Annotated in this window: 9 protein-coding genes; 5 read left to right on the forward strand and 4 right to left on the reverse strand. The window is 40.2% G+C overall.

Annotated features, from left to right (window positions below):
• Window positions 1–16 precede the first annotated feature (16 nt).
• Window positions 17–1,642, forward strand: coding sequence for a RagB/SusD family nutrient uptake outer membrane protein (locus QOL76_RS12245; RefSeq protein WP_283413256.1), 1,626 nt, complete (start codon window positions 17–19; stop codon window positions 1,640–1,642).
• A 658-nt stretch (window positions 1,643–2,300) separates the two neighbouring features.
• Window positions 2,301–3,911 carry a sulfatase family protein gene (locus tag QOL76_RS12250; RefSeq protein WP_283413257.1) on the forward strand — a complete coding sequence of 537 codons (1,611 nt, stop codon included), beginning with the start codon at window positions 2,301–2,303 and terminating at the stop codon, window positions 3,909–3,911.
• 149 nt (window positions 3,912–4,060) lie between these two features.
• Here the strand turns inward: QOL76_RS12250 and QOL76_RS12255 are convergent, their stop codons facing one another.
• Window positions 4,061–6,427 carry a DNA topoisomerase 3 gene (locus QOL76_RS12255; protein ID WP_346771409.1) on the reverse strand — a complete coding sequence of 789 codons (2,367 nt, stop codon included), beginning with the start codon at window positions 6,425–6,427 and terminating at the stop codon, window positions 4,061–4,063.
• Between the two features lie 176 nt (window positions 6,428–6,603).
• Here QOL76_RS12255 and QOL76_RS12260 point away from each other — a divergent pair, with 176 nt between their 5' ends.
• Window positions 6,604–6,819 carry a hypothetical protein gene (locus tag QOL76_RS12260; protein ID WP_283413258.1) on the forward strand — a complete coding sequence of 72 codons (216 nt, stop codon included), beginning with the start codon at window positions 6,604–6,606 and terminating at the stop codon, window positions 6,817–6,819.
• Window positions 6,820–6,920: 101 nt separating this feature from the next.
• Here QOL76_RS12260 and QOL76_RS12265 read toward each other — a convergent pair whose 3' ends face one another.
• From QOL76_RS12265 to QOL76_RS12275, 3 genes are all read right to left on the reverse strand, one after another.
• Window positions 6,921–8,762: an outer membrane protein assembly factor BamB family protein gene (locus tag QOL76_RS12265; RefSeq protein ID WP_283413259.1), complete on the reverse strand. Its 1,842-nt coding sequence runs from the start codon at window positions 8,760–8,762 to the stop codon at window positions 6,921–6,923.
• Window positions 8,763–8,853: 91 nt separating this feature from the next.
• A complete protein-coding gene (locus QOL76_RS12270; RefSeq protein WP_283413260.1) occupies window positions 8,854–10,560 on the reverse strand; it encodes a RagB/SusD family nutrient uptake outer membrane protein in 1,707 nt (568 codons plus the stop codon).
• A 12-nt stretch (window positions 10,561–10,572) separates the two neighbouring features.
• On the reverse strand, window positions 10,573–13,824 hold the full coding sequence (locus QOL76_RS12275) for a SusC/RagA family TonB-linked outer membrane protein (RefSeq protein ID WP_283413261.1): 3,252 nt from the start codon (window positions 13,822–13,824) through the stop codon (window positions 10,573–10,575).
• A 498-nt stretch (window positions 13,825–14,322) separates the two neighbouring features.
• Between QOL76_RS12275 and QOL76_RS12280 the strand changes: the two genes are divergently transcribed.
• Window positions 14,323–14,958: a response regulator gene (locus QOL76_RS12280; protein WP_283413262.1), complete on the forward strand. Its 636-nt coding sequence runs from the start codon at window positions 14,323–14,325 to the stop codon at window positions 14,956–14,958.
• Window positions 14,959–15,138: 180 nt separating this feature from the next.
• Window positions 15,139–15,996, forward strand: coding sequence for an N-acetylglucosamine kinase (locus QOL76_RS12285; RefSeq protein WP_283413263.1), 858 nt, complete (start codon window positions 15,139–15,141; stop codon window positions 15,994–15,996).
• The last annotated feature ends 26 nt before the right edge of the window (window positions 15,997–16,022 follow it).

The raw sequence follows: 16,022 nt of genomic DNA on the forward strand, positions 1-16,022 counted from the left end.
AATCTATTATAAAGAGATGAAAAATATACTTTCAATTTTCGCAATAGCCCTTATTCTAGTCAACACAGGTTGTGCTGATTTTCTAGAAGAGGACAACAGATCAAATGTAACAGCTGAAGAATTTTATGCAACTGAAGAAGGGTATGCAGCATTGATCAATTCTAATTATTCGGCTTTGAGAAATATCTATGGAAAAGCTCCATGGATGTTTATGAGTGGTACTGACCTTTACGAAGAGGGCAGATCACCTGAACCGCAGGGTTTGAGCAAATACTCACAATTGAATTCCTCTTCAGAGGGTGTGGATTTCCTATATACTAATAGTTACAAAGCTATACAGTTAGCAAATACTGCCATCTATTATGCTGATAAGACTGCACCATCTCCAAACATTGCTCAGTATGTAGGAGAGGTGAGATTCCTAAGAGCCAATGCCTATTTTCTTCTTGTTCAATCTTATGGTGGAGTAGGGATAATCACTGATTTCATTGCGGAACCTATTCTCTCTTTTGACAGATCCTCAGCTGAAGAAGTCTATTCATTGATAATTTCTGAATTGGAAATAGCTATGAATGAAGTTTCTTTTGGGGATTACACCGGAAGAGTAAATAAAAGAGCAGTAGAAAACTTGTTAGCAAAAGTACACCTAACCCGAGCCTATGAGGATTTTGCTGAAAGCGATGATTTCGCAAAAGCTGCAAGTTATGCAGAGAATGTGATTGCTGGACAGGGTTTGAATTTGTCTTCAGAAGAACTATGGACTCCTGGAAATGACATGAATGAAGAAGTGATCTTCTCCGTTCAGTTTAGTCCTGGATCTATCAGTTCAGATCCATCCGAAATTGGTAATCAACAGCAAAACTACAATGGGCCATATTTAGGAGGTTCTGAAGTAGCTGGGAATGCGCCATACAAGACCTATAATTTACTTCCAACTCGCTTTGCATTGGATTTATTCGAAGAAACTGACGAAAGATGGTATTCAACTTTCATGACAGAGATGTATGTCCGATACTATGACTATTATGATGTAGCTGATAAAAGCAGCTTGACAGTTCGAGATTTCTATGAACCAAGATGGTTTACTGCCCAAGACAGTATTGACTACATGGCTGCTCATCCTACGGCTATCTATCATTCCTACGGCACAACAGACCCGGTGGGTGGAATTATTTCTGGAGATAGAGCCACTATGATAGTGAAGAAATTTGATGATCCAAATTCACTTTTCGCAGGTTCAGGAAATGGCTCGAGCACCAGAGATTTCATAATTTCTAGATTGGCAGAAACTTACTTGGTTGCAGCAGAAGCCTATTTGGGTCTTGGGGAAGCAGCTAAAGGATTAGAAAAATTAAATGTAGTGAGACAAAGAGCAGGAGTGGCCGATGCAACGATGTCAGATTTTGACCTTGATTACATTCTTGACGAAAGAGCAAGAGAATTACTTGGTGAAAATCATCGTTGGTTTGATCTAAAGAGAACTGGTAAGTTGATTGAGCGGGCATCTGCTTACAATAGCTGGATCACACCTGCCAATTTCCAAGGCGCTGGTGGAAATCTGAAGATTCTCAGACCAATTCCTCAGGCAGCATTGGATTTGAACCAAAACAAGGATTTCCCACAAAATCCTGCGTACGATTGAGTTAATTGTTAAGGGGTTTATAATTAGAAAATCCGTACCAGTTGGTGCGGATTTTTTTTAAACCCAACAGCTAAGAAGTTATGTCATATCTCTTAATAAGAGATTGGAATTCAGGTTTCTGTACTTTTTGTTTAGTGCAACTTTGTGGGATTAAATGTGAGAGGATAATGATTTTAGACATGTATTTCGCTATTCTTAAAGAGATAAGTTTACTTTTTAAAAAACCTATCAATTGGTGTTTTACCATGGATTTTACCTATTGTTACTAATTTGAAAATTGGTTCAAACCGTAAAAAAATGCCAATTCGTATTAAATTAATGTGATTATCCGCAATGATGCCAGTTGCCTTAGATTCTTTGCTTATCTGGTCGGAAGACCGATGACCGAAGACTCCCGTACTAACGGGACAGGCTGAAGTGACCTCAATTATAATTTTGAGCAAATTCTAGATTGCTTTTCCCTTTTTACTGGTAGAAAAGCGGATATACATTTAAATTAATTCCTTGTGATAAAACTTTGAATTGGTATTTTATCGAAGGATATGGAAACAGGTATTAGAATTACTAACTCAAAGACCTTTGTTATACAGTAGGTTAGGTATTGGATAGCGTTATTTAAAAACATCATGTCCTCAAAAATTCAAAGACAACAACCCAAATGAAGAAATCTTCTCTAATTCTCTTTTTACTTATTGCTCTTCAGCTAGCTGCAAAATCGCAGACAAATGAAAAGCGCCCCAATATACTTTTTGTCATCAGCGATGATCAATCTTTTGCCCATACGAGTTTTGAGGGAAGTCCTTTTGTTAATACACCAGCGTTTGACAAAGTAGCTTCTGAGGGGATTTACTTTAAGAATTGCATAGCAGGTTCGCCTGGCTGTGCACCTTCCAGAAGTGCTATCATCACAGGAAGACATCATTGGCAAAATGAGCAGTCCGGTCAGCATGCAGCGCCATGGTTGAAGAAATATGTGCCCTTTGTGGATTTACTCAGTGCCAATGGATATGCTACAGGTAGGACTGGAAAAGGAGTTTCCCCATTTCAATATGCCCGAAATGAACAGGATTCTACTTGGAGGGAAACCGATGCCGCTGGAATTTCCCATAGTGAAATTCAGTATAAGGTTGGATCAGCCGAAGATGTCCGTCCAAGTACTAAGGTTAGCAACTTGAATTATTTTGAGAATTTTAAATATTTCATGGAGAATGTGAAAGGTGAGAATCCTTTCTTTTTCTGGTTTGGGTCTACCGAACCGCATAGGGACTATGAATTGGATTCTTGGAAAAGAACTGATAAGAAATTGTCTGATGTGGAAGTTCCAGGCTTTTTCCCGGAAAATGCTGTCATCAGAGGAGATATGCTTGATTATGCTGTGGAGATCGAATGGTTTGATAATCACTTAAATCAGATGCTCAAATACCTTGAGGAAATTGGAGAACTTGAAAATACAATCATTATAGTCACTTCAGATAACGGAATGCCATTTCCAAGAGCTAAAGCCAATAGCTATGAATATGGAATACATGTGCCCTTAGCTGTCCGATATCCAAAAGACTTTCCGGGAGGCCGCGTTGTAAATGACCTGATAGGATTTGCAGACCTTGCACCTACAATTCTTGAACTAGCAGGTACCAGCGATGTGGGTATGATGCCTATTACAGGTAAAAGTTTAGTCCCTATTTTGGAGTCTACAAAACAGGGTGTAGTTGATGAATCCAGTAAATATGCTTTCTCTGGGAGAGAAAGACATTCTTCATCCCGATATCTAAATTGGGGATATCCTCAGCGTGCAATTAGAAGTGAAGACTTTTTGTTGATTTGGAATATAAAACCGGATCGCTGGCCCGCTGGAGCTCCCCAACGGATCAAACCTGGTACAGCTAATGAGTTGTTGCCTATGTATGGAGTGGATGAGCAGGGAGTTTACCATGATGGTTGGGCCTTTACCGATACCGATGATAGCCCTACTAAAACTTACCTCATAGAAAATAGATTAGAAAATGATGTGAATCTATTCTTTAGGTTAGCACATGACAAAAGGCCGGAATATGAATTGTTTGATATAAAGAAGGACCCTGATAATATTACTAATCTAATAGGAGATATTCGTTTTGAAAATGTTGAAAAGGAATTGAAAATGGCACTTTTAGAAGAATTGGTGAAAACTGCTGATCCAAGAGTCGTTGGCGAGGACAAAGAAGTATTTGATTCCTATCTTAGGTATAGTCCTATGCGGGAATTTCCAGCACCAGGAAGTGAGAATTAGGGGGGAGAATTGGTGTGTTATTAAGCATTACAATGCGGAAAAGGGGGGGCGAATGGACTGTAAATGGAGTTTTATCTTATAATTGAGTACCGTGCAAAGAGAGGGAGATTTAGACTACAAACCACCCGAAATATCACTAAATCAATGGTTTAAGACATAATACTCTTCTTCAATAAAGAAGTGACTAACTCTACGGTTAATGGTTCGTTGTTTGCTTTTTCCCGGAGGGTGTCAAATGAGTATCTAAAGTCACATCCTTCTTTGTAGGCACTGCATCCATACGCTGATTTTCCTCTTATGATTGTTCCCTTCTTACACAATGGACAGGGAATTATTGGCGGAGTTTTTTTGGCAGGGGCGTCGTTGACTACTTTCTTTTCTTCCAAAACGAGCTGAAATGAGTCATTGAAACGTACCAATCCTTCTTTTGCTCCTGCAGACGTTTTAAATCCTTTCAAGTTGACAGTAGAGCCTTTCTGGAGCAAACGTAAGTATTGATTCTCTGAAATATTCTTTCCTTCGAAGGAAAAAGGAAGTAGAAAGTCGCATCCATTTTTATAGGCGCTACATCCGTAACTGGCTTTTCCTTTTAAAAGTGATCCAAGCTTGCATTTAGGGCAAGTCTGTCCCACGAGTGTAGTCGCAGTTTTTGATTTTTCTTTTTCCTTTTCAGCAACCTTGGTTTCAGCTGGTTGAGAAATTACAGCATAGTTTCGCTCGTTAAGAACTTCGGATACCAAATGCTCCACCATTTTTTTCATATTCTTTACAAAGGAACCTGCGTTGAAATTCCCTTTTTCTATTTCCTTCAATTGTTTTTCCCACTGTCCTGTCAATTCTGCGGAGGTCAGCAGTTCGTTTTTAATGATTTCTATCAACTGTACACCTGTTGCTGTGGGCAAAATTTGCTTTTTATTCCGCTCTATGTATTGTCGTCTAAACAGGGTTTCAATAATATTTGCCCGGGTGGAAGGTCGACCAATGCCATTCTCCTTCATTAATTCCCGCAACTCTTCATCATCCACTTGTTTACCGGCAGTTTCCATCCCTCTCAACAAAGTAGCTTCGGTGTAGTGCTTCGGTGCCTTGGTTTCTTTTTCCAGAAAAGTTGGCTCATGCGGCCCTTTTTCTCCTTTTTTAAATATCGGGAGCTCGTCTTTCTCTTTTTTGGCTTTCCCATCGGTAGTTTCAAAAACAACCTTCCAGCCTTTTTCCAAGATTACTTTTCCTGTGGTTTTAAAAGGAACTGTATCCACCTTTCCTAGGACTATGGTATTGTCCACCGAACAGTCGTTATAAAACACTGCAATAAATCGCCTAGCAATAATATCATAAACCTTGAGGTGACTCCCATGCAAATTGCTTTGCATACCGGTAGGGATGATGGCATGATGATCTGTTACTTTTTTATCATTAAATACCTTAGTGGACTTTTTTAACTTTTTGCCCAAAAGCGGTTGGGTCAAAGAGGTGTAATTCGTTAACTTTTCTAGGATTCCAGGTGCTTTGGGGTAAATGTCATTTGGTAAAAAAGTGGTATCTACCCTGGGGTAAGTGATTACTTTTTGTTCATAGAGTTGCTGGGCTATTTTGAGTGTTTCGTCTGCAGAAAGCCCAAATTTGGTATTGCAATACACCTGCAGTCCTGTCAAATCAAACAGCTTAGGTGCATATTCCTTCCCCTTTTTCTTTTCTATGGAAACCACTTCGAAGTCATGTTCTTTGACCAGCTTGGCAAAGGCTTCCCCATCTTCTTTTTTTAAAAATTTCCCCTCTTCATAGGCAAAGGTTGTTTCTCTATAAACCGTCTGTAATTCCCAATAAGGTTGTGGCTGGAAATTTTGAATTTCCTTAAATCGGTTAACAATCATAGCCAGGGTAGGCGTTTGCACTCTTCCTATGGATAGTACCTGTTTGTATCCACCATGTTTCACGGTGTACAAGCGTGTGGCATTTATTCCTAGTAGCCAATCGCCTATGGCTCTGGAAAACCCGGCGTAGTATAAATTGTCATACTTAGACGAAGGTTGCAATTTCTCGAAGCCTTCCTTGATAGCTTCTGTTGTCAACGATGAAATCCATAAACGTTTGACTTCCCCTTTATACTTCGCTTGTTCAATTACCCATCGCTGAATCAGTTCTCCCTCTTGGCCAGCATCACCACAGTTGATCACAAGTGTGGCAGAGTCAAATAGTTTTTTTACAACGTTGAATTGCTTTTGGATTCCTGGGTTATTAACGATTTTAGTTTTGAACTTTTCCGGAAGCATAGGAAGGTGGCTGAGGCTCCAACTCTTCCAAAAGGGTTCATAATCGTTAGGCTCAAATAGGGTGCAAAAATGTCCGAAAGTATAGGTTACACAATATCCATTTCCTTCATAGTACCCATCATGTCTGGTATTAGCTCCAAGAACTGAGGCGATTTCACGGGCCACACTAGGTTTTTCAGCAATGCAAACGATCATCAGGAGCAAAACTAGTAAAAATAGGGTAGGGTCAACGGTCTGATGGAGCAATCAACTTCCAAGAATTGAATTAAGGTCTGTAAACCATACTGTTAAATATTGTGTATTTAACTCATTATTCGAAATCTAATTTTACTGAATGGGGAAGGTATTGGATGTGCTTTTGATAAGCCTTATAATTAACCGTATTGGTTCAATTCATATGAATACAAAGGCAGCTTTTGGAAATGAATAATTTGATTATCCGCAAAGCTGCCAGTCACCTTAGACTTTTTGCTTATCAGGACGGAAGGCAGATGTCAGAAGCGGCCTCAATTCCTAAGTTTAACCTATTCTTTTCTGCTTTTGACTCCATACCGGTACAAAAGCGGCTAATGATATTGAATAATTATCAGGAAGCATTTGAAACGGGTTTTTATCGTGGATTGAAATGTGTTTTTTGAAAAGCTGAGCGACTACTTGACTGGGGTTGATTTATTGATGGATCTAATGAAAGACCTGCGTTAGTGAAGTGAATGGGAGGCTGTAAATGGAGCATTAATCCTTAAGGGACAAACTCCAACCACTCCACTTTTCCATCCATTGTAGCTACTACCAAGGAATGCTCAGATACTACATTTACGGTATTTGCCATTGAGTTATCAATTTTATGTGCCCAGTTGGTAGTTTGGGTTGTTGGATTGATGCTATATACTGTGCTGTTCTTTGTGCCAAAATATACCAAACCATCTTTTTCCACCAACATAGAAGGTACGTGCTCATACCCAAAGCCAGCATCCATTCTCCAAGCGACTTGGGATTTTTCCCGGCTCGTAGGGTACGCGACAATTTCATCATTCATTGTTTTACTGTATATCCACTTTTTATCTTCAGAAATGCCTATTGATTCACGGACTGTCGCCTCATTACTTCGCCATAGTTCATCACCGGTATGCACATTCAAGGCAGTTAGGTAACGGTCTGGGGCGACGATGAATACGGTGCCATTTGCAGCAACCGGTATGCACATAGCAGGGGAGTACATTCGGTTGGGTGAACCATTATTCCAGCTCCATTTGAGATCTCCGGTCTGTTGATCCAGAGCATAGAGGTTTTTGTCCCAAGCACCAAAAATTACCAGGCCATCAGATAACAAAGGTTTGCTGACTACAGCACCTTGGATACCTTCGAACTCCCACTTAACGCTACCATTTGCAGCATCCAGCGCTCTGAATTTACCATCACTTCCACCTATGTAAACTACATCTTCCTGAATAATAGGGGATCCCAAAACTGCAGAACCTGTAGTTGCCTTCCATTTTAAATTTCCATTGGCTGAATTCAAGGCATAGATGTTCCCATCACCGGATCCAAATATGACTAAATCTTCGAAGGCAGAAGGAGAGGAAAAGATGCCTCCATTGGTTTGAAAAGACCAGTTAACTTGACCTGTTCCTGCATCTAATGCTTCAAACTTGCCCAGGCTGTTACCGAAAAATACTTTTCCATCCTTTACTAAAGGAGTTGAAGTTACATTAGCAGAAGAATGATAACTCCATTTCGATTTTACCTTAGGATATTGCTCATTGATACTATAATCTGGCCTAGGATCGGTAGTTGAATCTTCGTAGTTTCTTGTATTTAGCGCTATTTCTCTCCAAGGATCCTGGGTTTTTACTCCAGGTGTTCTTTCAGAGAAAAAGGCAGTATCATCGGTGATTTCAACAATAGTATATCCCCCGATTTCATCTTTGGCCCGCAGGTTTGATCTCCCCATAGCTCCAGGAATTCCTTCAAAATTCAAGGCTTTATTTGCATGGCCATGACCACAGATGGAGAATTGAGTATTGTGCTTTTTTAATCGGTCTGTCATCTCAAACCAGTTGTCCAAGCTGTTGTTTAGTGGATAATGGTTTGCATTAATGATAGGCTGATTAGCTGGAGTGGCATTTAGCACAGAATCCAACCAAACGACTGCATCTCTCGGTATGTGGCCGTCCGACATACGGACGTAAGGACCAGAAGCAGTTCCTATGAACTTGAATCCTTTGTGCTCAAAGGCGAATTTGTCGTAACCAAAAGTAGTGATAAAACTTACTCCTCCGGATTCTGACCATCCTGTATCGTGATTCCCTGGAATTACATAGTAGGGGATGGCTAGCTCATCCAATAATTTCTTGGCGGTAGTAATTTCTTCATTAGTACCCATTTCGGTAATGTCACCAGTGACAATTGCAAAATCCATGTTTCCTAAAGAATTGATATCCGAGACCGTTCTTTTCAAATCCTCTTCTGCAACTCCGTTAGGAGAACCAATGTGCGTGTCCGAAATGAATGCAAACTTAAAATCTTGAGCTTGAGCGATATCAAATTTTAATAGGAAAAGGAGAATGAGTATTTTCTTCATGGAAAATGTACTTTATGATGAATTGTAAGCTAAAAAAATGTCCTTCTTTCGTTGATTGAAAGAAGGACATGTATTATTTAATGTAAACTGATTACCAACCTGGATTTTGTGTTAATGTCACGCCTTTTTCCTGGTAAAGTGTAATTTGATCTAATGGAATAGGGTCTAGGTACACTTTGGGATCTTCAAACAAACGTTGGGATACTGCTGCTGTGGCAGGGATGATGTATCCTTCTTCACCTTCAGTTAGTGTAACGCTACTTTGAAGTGCAGGATAATCTGCTTTTCTGATCCAAGCACCACGATTGATGTCTGAGTTTCCTTCTGTATCGGTGTACTCATACTTTGCCCATCGCGCAAGGTCATCAGTTCGGAATCCTTCCATCATCAATTCAATTCTTCTTTCACGACGGATTTCCCAAATTATAGAAGGGATTTCGGGATCTCTGGCAGGATCGTCATAAACCATTCCATTAACCGCTACCTCAGTGCCCATAATTTCAAGATGCGGTAACATTATTCCCGGTCTGTCACGGAGCACATTAACAGACATGTCAATGTCTGCCTGCGTTAGTGCAGCTCCGCCAACTGATGCCAGTTCCGCAGCAGCCTCTGCGTAGTTGATCAATACTTCACCAAATCGTAAAACAGGAGAATCCGTGTAGTTCAGATTAGAGCTTCCTTCCGGTTCATCTTTAATCACCTCATTGAGGAATTTGTGAGTCGCATAGCCGGTGGTGCTGTAATTCGAAGCTATACCATTCAATCTCAATTCATCAGAAACAAGGGTTTCATACATTCTTGGATCCCTATTGGCCATTACATTCTCTATGCCTTTGTCTCCTTGATAAACTGAGGACAACCCAATAGGAAGCCCATCATCAGCCAAGTAAGCTTCGATGGCATCTTTAGATACCCCCGTCTGAGGCTCCATGTTGTTATAAGAATTCAAAGCATGGGTTAAGATTCCAGGTTCGTAATGTCTGAAAAGAATCACCTCAGGATTACCTGTCAAATTCAATGAATTAAATACTTCCCGGTAATTACCCAAAGAGAAACCTCCGGTGCTGATCAACTCAGCAGCTGCACTTTTAGAGGCTTCCAAGTATTCTTTTGCTTTTTCGTTGTTATTGTTATGGTATTTCTGCCAAGTGCCTTCAAATAGAAATACTCTGGACATCAGGGCTAGTACTACCGCTCTATTTACGGTCTGACCATCGTTACCATCGTCTATGCGCACATTTTCTGCAGCGAACTCGAAATCTTCCAAGACTCTGTCCATGACAAATTCCCGGGAATCTCTAGGTCTGTATAGCATTTCTGGATCTGACTCACTTAGTTCTTCATCAAACCAAGGAACATCTCCAAACTGCTTAACCAAATCAAAGTATTCCAAAGCTCTAAAGAAGCGAGCTACCCCTGACCAATGTAGAATTGCCTCTTCATCCATTGGAACTGTTTGTACTCTATCAAGAAAAATGTTTGCCTTTCTCACATAAGAGAAGTTCCAATATCCACTTGTAGCTGCCGTTGGGACAGTTCTTCTGAATTGACTTGGACTTGAAGGGGCGAAGTCATCATTTAAGGTTTGTCCGGAGAAGAATTTACCCCAGGTATAGCCTGAGCCATACCCACTAAAGTAGGCAGTATAAAATCCCCATGAAAAACTTCTGACATTGCTTTCATTGGTCCAATACGTCTCATCCGTAAGACTGTCCAATGGTGGTTTTTCCAGAAAATCTTCACAACTGGAAAGTGCAAAGAAGCTGAGAGCGAGTGCTATTATTCTAAGTTTCATCGTGCTATCAATTTAAAAGGTGACCTGTAGACCAAATGACAGGGTTCTGCTATATGGGTAAACTCTTCCAAAGGTGTTCGAGTCGTTACTTCCTGCAGAAGTATAATCCACTTCAGGATCCAATGGCAGGTCTAATTTGTCAATCTCAAATAGGTTTTCTCCGGATACATAAACTCTTACTTTATCCACGCTAATCTTAGAAATCAACGAAGAAGGAAGGGAGTAACCCAAGGTGATATTCTTCATTCTCATGTAAGATAAATCAAGTAAATATCTGGTCTGAGGAAGGAAGTTTTTAGCATTATTAGATTGAAGCGCATTGGTTGGACGTGGGTAAAATGCATCTGGATTATCTTCGCTCCAATAGTCCAATTGATGTGAGAACCAAGCTTCTCCCGGTCTGTAACCAGGGATCATAATTGGACCGTTTGCCCAATAGTCTCTTTTACCTACGCCTTGAATGAAAAAGCTCAGATCTATTCCTTTGAAGTCCATTCCTAGACGTACACCGTATTGGTATCTAGGGGTGGAATTACCGATTACTTTAAGATCCCCATGATCATCTTCAGTATTTTGACCAAAAGTGATTTCACCATCTCCATTCAGGTCTTTATATTTTACATCACCTGGGCCATAATAGAACCAGCCGCTTTCGTACAAGGATTGGGAAGGAATACCTTCTTTGAGTACATATTTTCCATTGTCCAACACTAATTCTCCATTGCCATCTTTCACGAAATCATCCTCTGTGAATAATCGGTCTGTCTCATAACCCCAGATATCTCCGATTACTCTACCCGGACGGTTAGAATAGATACTTGTGTTATCTGCAAATTCTGTTATAGTTTCCTTGTAATCAGAAAGAACTACCGTTGCATTTAAATTTAATCCATTGGTAAATCCATGCGTGTAATCCAGTGCCAGTTCCCAGCCTTTTGTCTCCAGTTCGCCAAAATTCTGCTTAGTCGCAGAGGTTCCATAAGAGGCTGGTAGGACTTCACCTGCACTATGCATGTCACTAGTAGTTCTGTTATACCAATCGAAGGAAACCCCGAATTTATCTTTGAAGAACCTGGCATCAAATCCTAAATCCAAGGTAGTTACCGTCTCCCAAGTAAGGGAAGAAGGAAGTGCTCCAGGAGTACCGAATGTTAATTGATTGTTCGCACCCAGCAACCAGCCAGAAGAGGTGGAACCCATTATTCTGTATATATCTCGTAGGTAAGCATTTTGATTTCCTATTGCTCCCCATGATCCACGAAGCTTCAAGAAGGAAATGACACTGGATACTGGCTCGAAAAATGATTCTTCAGAGATTACATATCCTGCGGACATGGATGGGAAAAATGCCCATCTTTCTGTAGGCGACAATCTTGAAGATCCATCATATCTGCCGTTCAATTCTAGGAAGTATTTACCTTTATAGTTATAGTTTAGTCGGCTAAAAGCACCTGCAGTTGACCACTGGTTTCTTGATCCATCGACAAACTGGTCACCGGAAGCAAGGTCAAGTTCCCCTCTGTCCAGATCCATCAAATCTCTTCTTTGGGAGCTGTGGTACCAGTATTCATAGGCTTCTATATCTCCACCAACCATAGCTTTCAATGAATGGTCGCCAAACATTTTCTCATACGTAGCAAATGCTTTTCCTACGTTTCTATTACTCCAGGAAGAAGCATATTGAACACGGTTATAAGATGCACTGGTATAAGGTGCGTTTTGAAGGTTTGCTCCTGTAGACCAAAAATTATAGGCTGATACGACTCCACCAGTTTGGTGGTCATGGAAGTTTTGAGAATCAAAGGTGTAATTCGCTACGATAGACAAACCTTTCAATGGAGTTATGGTAGTTCCTAAGTTAAGGCGGGTAAGAGAGGTGTTTTGCTCATTCATTTTTGCCTGCTGCACCTCAGTGATAGCACTTCGGAATGGCTGTCCTTCATAGGTACCATAAGGGTAGTTTTTAGGCCATCTGAGAAGATAATACCATGGATCATATGTCTCACTTGAGAAGTAGAAAGGTCTGGTGAACTTTGTATTACTGTAAAGAACACCTCCTCTTACTTCCATCCAATCAGTTACCTGACTACTTACGCTTAAATCAGCAGTATAACGGTTGAATTCATCAGGGTTTACTTTGAGCACACCGTTTTGACCAAGGTAACCTACACCAAGTCTGTAAGTTGTTTTTTCAGAGCCACCAGCTACGGATAGGTCATGTTTCTGTTGAGGTGTCCAGTTTTTCATAAACATGTCACCAGCATCCCATGGTCGGTAAAAGAATAATCTACCGTCTCTAACTTCAAAATCTCTTCCTATGACCATTTCATTTCCGAGGTTTTGGCCACCATACTGAGCTTCCCAGTCACGCATTTTTTGTATACCGATTTCGTCGAAATACATACCTACAACACCAAATACGTTGGTGGAAGGGTTAGTACGCTGTAGTGCTTTGAATGCCATTTCCGCTCCATCTGCTGCATTGGCAATGGTAGGAGTAACGGTAGGAGTTGCCCAAGCGAAGTTGTTTGAATAACTGATTTTTGGAGCTTCTCCTTTTTTACCCTTTTTGGTAGTGATCAGAATCACACCCCAAGCACCTCTAGACCCATAAATGGAGGAAGAAGCCGCATCCTTTAATACAGAGATCGATTCAATATCTTCAGGGTTAACTAACTGGAGGTTTGGAATTTCCACGTTATCCACCAAAATAAGCGGCTGGGCTCCCCCTGAATTACTTAATGTACCTACCGTTCCTCGTAGTCTTATCGTTGGATTTTGTCCGATCTGACCACTTGGAGTCGTGATAGTAAGGCCAGGAGTAGAGCCTTGCAGTCCACGTGCCACATCTGTAATTGGTCGTGACTCCAGTACCTTGGTGTCTACTGATGATACAGCTCCAGTCAGGTCACTGCGTTTTTGTGTACCATAACCGACCACTACAAATTCATCAAGTGCCTGAGCATCAGGTTCTAAAACTATATCAAGAGTTCCGCCTACATCGATCATCCTTTCTTGGCTGACCAAACCTATAAAACTGAATACCAGTACCTGACCTTTCTCTACAGTTATCTGGTATTTTCCATCGATGTCCGAGGTGACACCTTTAGTGGTTCCCTTGACCAAAATGCTTGCTCCCGGTAATGATATCCCATCTTCAGCACTGCTTATGGTTCCAGTCACATTTAAGGACTGGGCATTAACCTGAAAATGAAACAGGAGAAAACACATCGTCACAAACGAACAATGTAAAAGTTTTTTCATGTTAAACATTTAATTAATTGAGTTGAATAGTGTTTAATGAATTAAAAGAGGAGTTATACTACAGCAGTAAAAACAAGTGGAAGTTTTTCCTTGAATTCAATTTTTGTAAACCCACGATTATTTCACGTTCAAATCTTTCTAAAAAATGAGCCTATTCAATCCCTGAAAACAGGGATATTAATAAATCACTAGTGCTAAATAAGGGTAGATTAGTTAACTTATGGAGTGTATGAAATACCATTCTAAGGTATTACAGAATTCATCATCACTAAACTTAAATGGGGCAATAGACACTGTGGAAGTGCTTTTGGCCTGTTTATTCAAAATTTGTAAGTAAAGAAATCTCAGTCACAGGCATTCCTGAGCACTTAAAGGATAAGAGGGATCTTGAATAATTGAGAATTCCGTTGGTGGAAATTTGTTGTCGGATTCAATAAATACCTACTACTATTAGTCTCTTGAAGTAGAGGAGAGAGTTTACTATTAAATTTTTACACTATGATTAATGTGCTGATAGCCGATGACCATCAAATGTTCATCGATGGTTTAAGGGCCTTGTTGAAAGACCTGCCTGGGATAAAAGTAGTGGGTGAAGCCTGTAATGGAAAAGAAGCTATTCGGCATTGCAAGGAAAATCAGGTTGATCTGGTGATAATGGATGTGAACATGCCTGAAATGGATGGGGTGGAAGCAACAAAAGAGCTAAGTAGAACAAATAAGAAACTTAAAATTCTTGGTCTTTCCATGCATAGGGACCGACACTTTATTTCGGATATGCTAAAAAGCGGTGCTAGTGGTTACATACTTAAAAATACCGGTAAAAAAGATCTAGTTGATGCCATTCACTCAATTCATAGCGGTGAGAGCTATGTCAGTGAGGAAGTGAGTAAAATCCTATTGACCAGTTTTTTGAAGGATTCTTCCAAATACGAGGTAAATGAACGGCTATCCGGAAGGGAGACCGAAGTGTTGGAATGCATTGCTATTGGACTTACTACGCTTGAAATAGGCGAGAAACTTTTTATCAGTAAGAATACGGTAGAAACTCACCGGAAAAACTTACTCTATAAGTTAAAGGCAAAAAATACTGCTGAATTAGTAAATAATGCCTACAAAAAAGGTCTGATTAGTTAATAGGATACTTTTTCATTTTTCTTCTACCACCTTTAGTCAAGGTAACTTAGCCAATTATAATCACTGGTGATTATGACAAATCCCTATTTTCAGGGATGGCAATTCTTCTTATTCAAAACATATTTGTACATCATGTAGCTTCGGTTATGCCTAGGCTCTTTCCTATTAAATTACTACTGAATGCTTTTATTGGCAGATAGTGGGTCTACTAAGACTGATTGGAGACTAATAGATAAATCAGGTGAATGCTTAGTATCCCTCAAATCAAAAGGACTTAATCCCTATTTTCTGGCCGCAGATGAAATCAAAAAAGAACTTAGAAATAAGGTGCTAGATAAGGTTTCAGATGTGGGTAAAGTTATTTTTTATGGGGCAGGCTGTGGACATCCTTCTAAAGCAGCTGAATTGGCAGGAGTTCTGGATGAATTGTTTCCAGCCCAAGTACCTGCCGAGGTAAACGGTGATATATTGGGAGCGGCAAGAAGTTTACTCCAGGGAGAAACAGGCATTGCTTGCATTTTGGGGACAGGAGCAAATTCCTGTTTGTACGATGGAAAAGATATTATAGGTAGTGTCCCTTCTTTGGGTTTCATTCTGGGAGACTACGGAAGCGGCACAGTATTATGTAGAGATCTCATTCGTGAACTGCTTCAGGGTAATCTGGGGGATGACCTTCGAGAAGAATTCTTTAGGGAGTATGAACTGAGTCAACGCATGATTCTGGATAAGATTTACAACCAGCCCCAAGCCAATCGATTTTTGGCCTCATTTACTCCATTTCTACTCAAGAACGCTTCTAACCCAGTCATACATTCAATTATTTACAAGAATTTCCGGCAGTTTTTTGAATATTATATTTTGCCTTATAGAAAATCCCACAAGTCTGATCCCCTTGTATTTACAGGTTCAATAGCCTACCATTTTGCTGTCCATCTGAAAACAGTTGCAGAAGAGTTTGGAGAAAGCATCCAGAAAATAGAGCAGCGTCCTATGGATGGTCTGGTAGATTATCATTGCCAAACCTTGGCTAATTATTAAAGAAAAATCCTTGCCCTATCCCCGAT

The organism is Algoriphagus winogradskyi, from assembly GCF_900182815.1.
Classification (GTDB): domain Bacteria; phylum Bacteroidota; class Bacteroidia; order Cytophagales; family Cyclobacteriaceae; genus Algoriphagus; species Algoriphagus winogradskyi.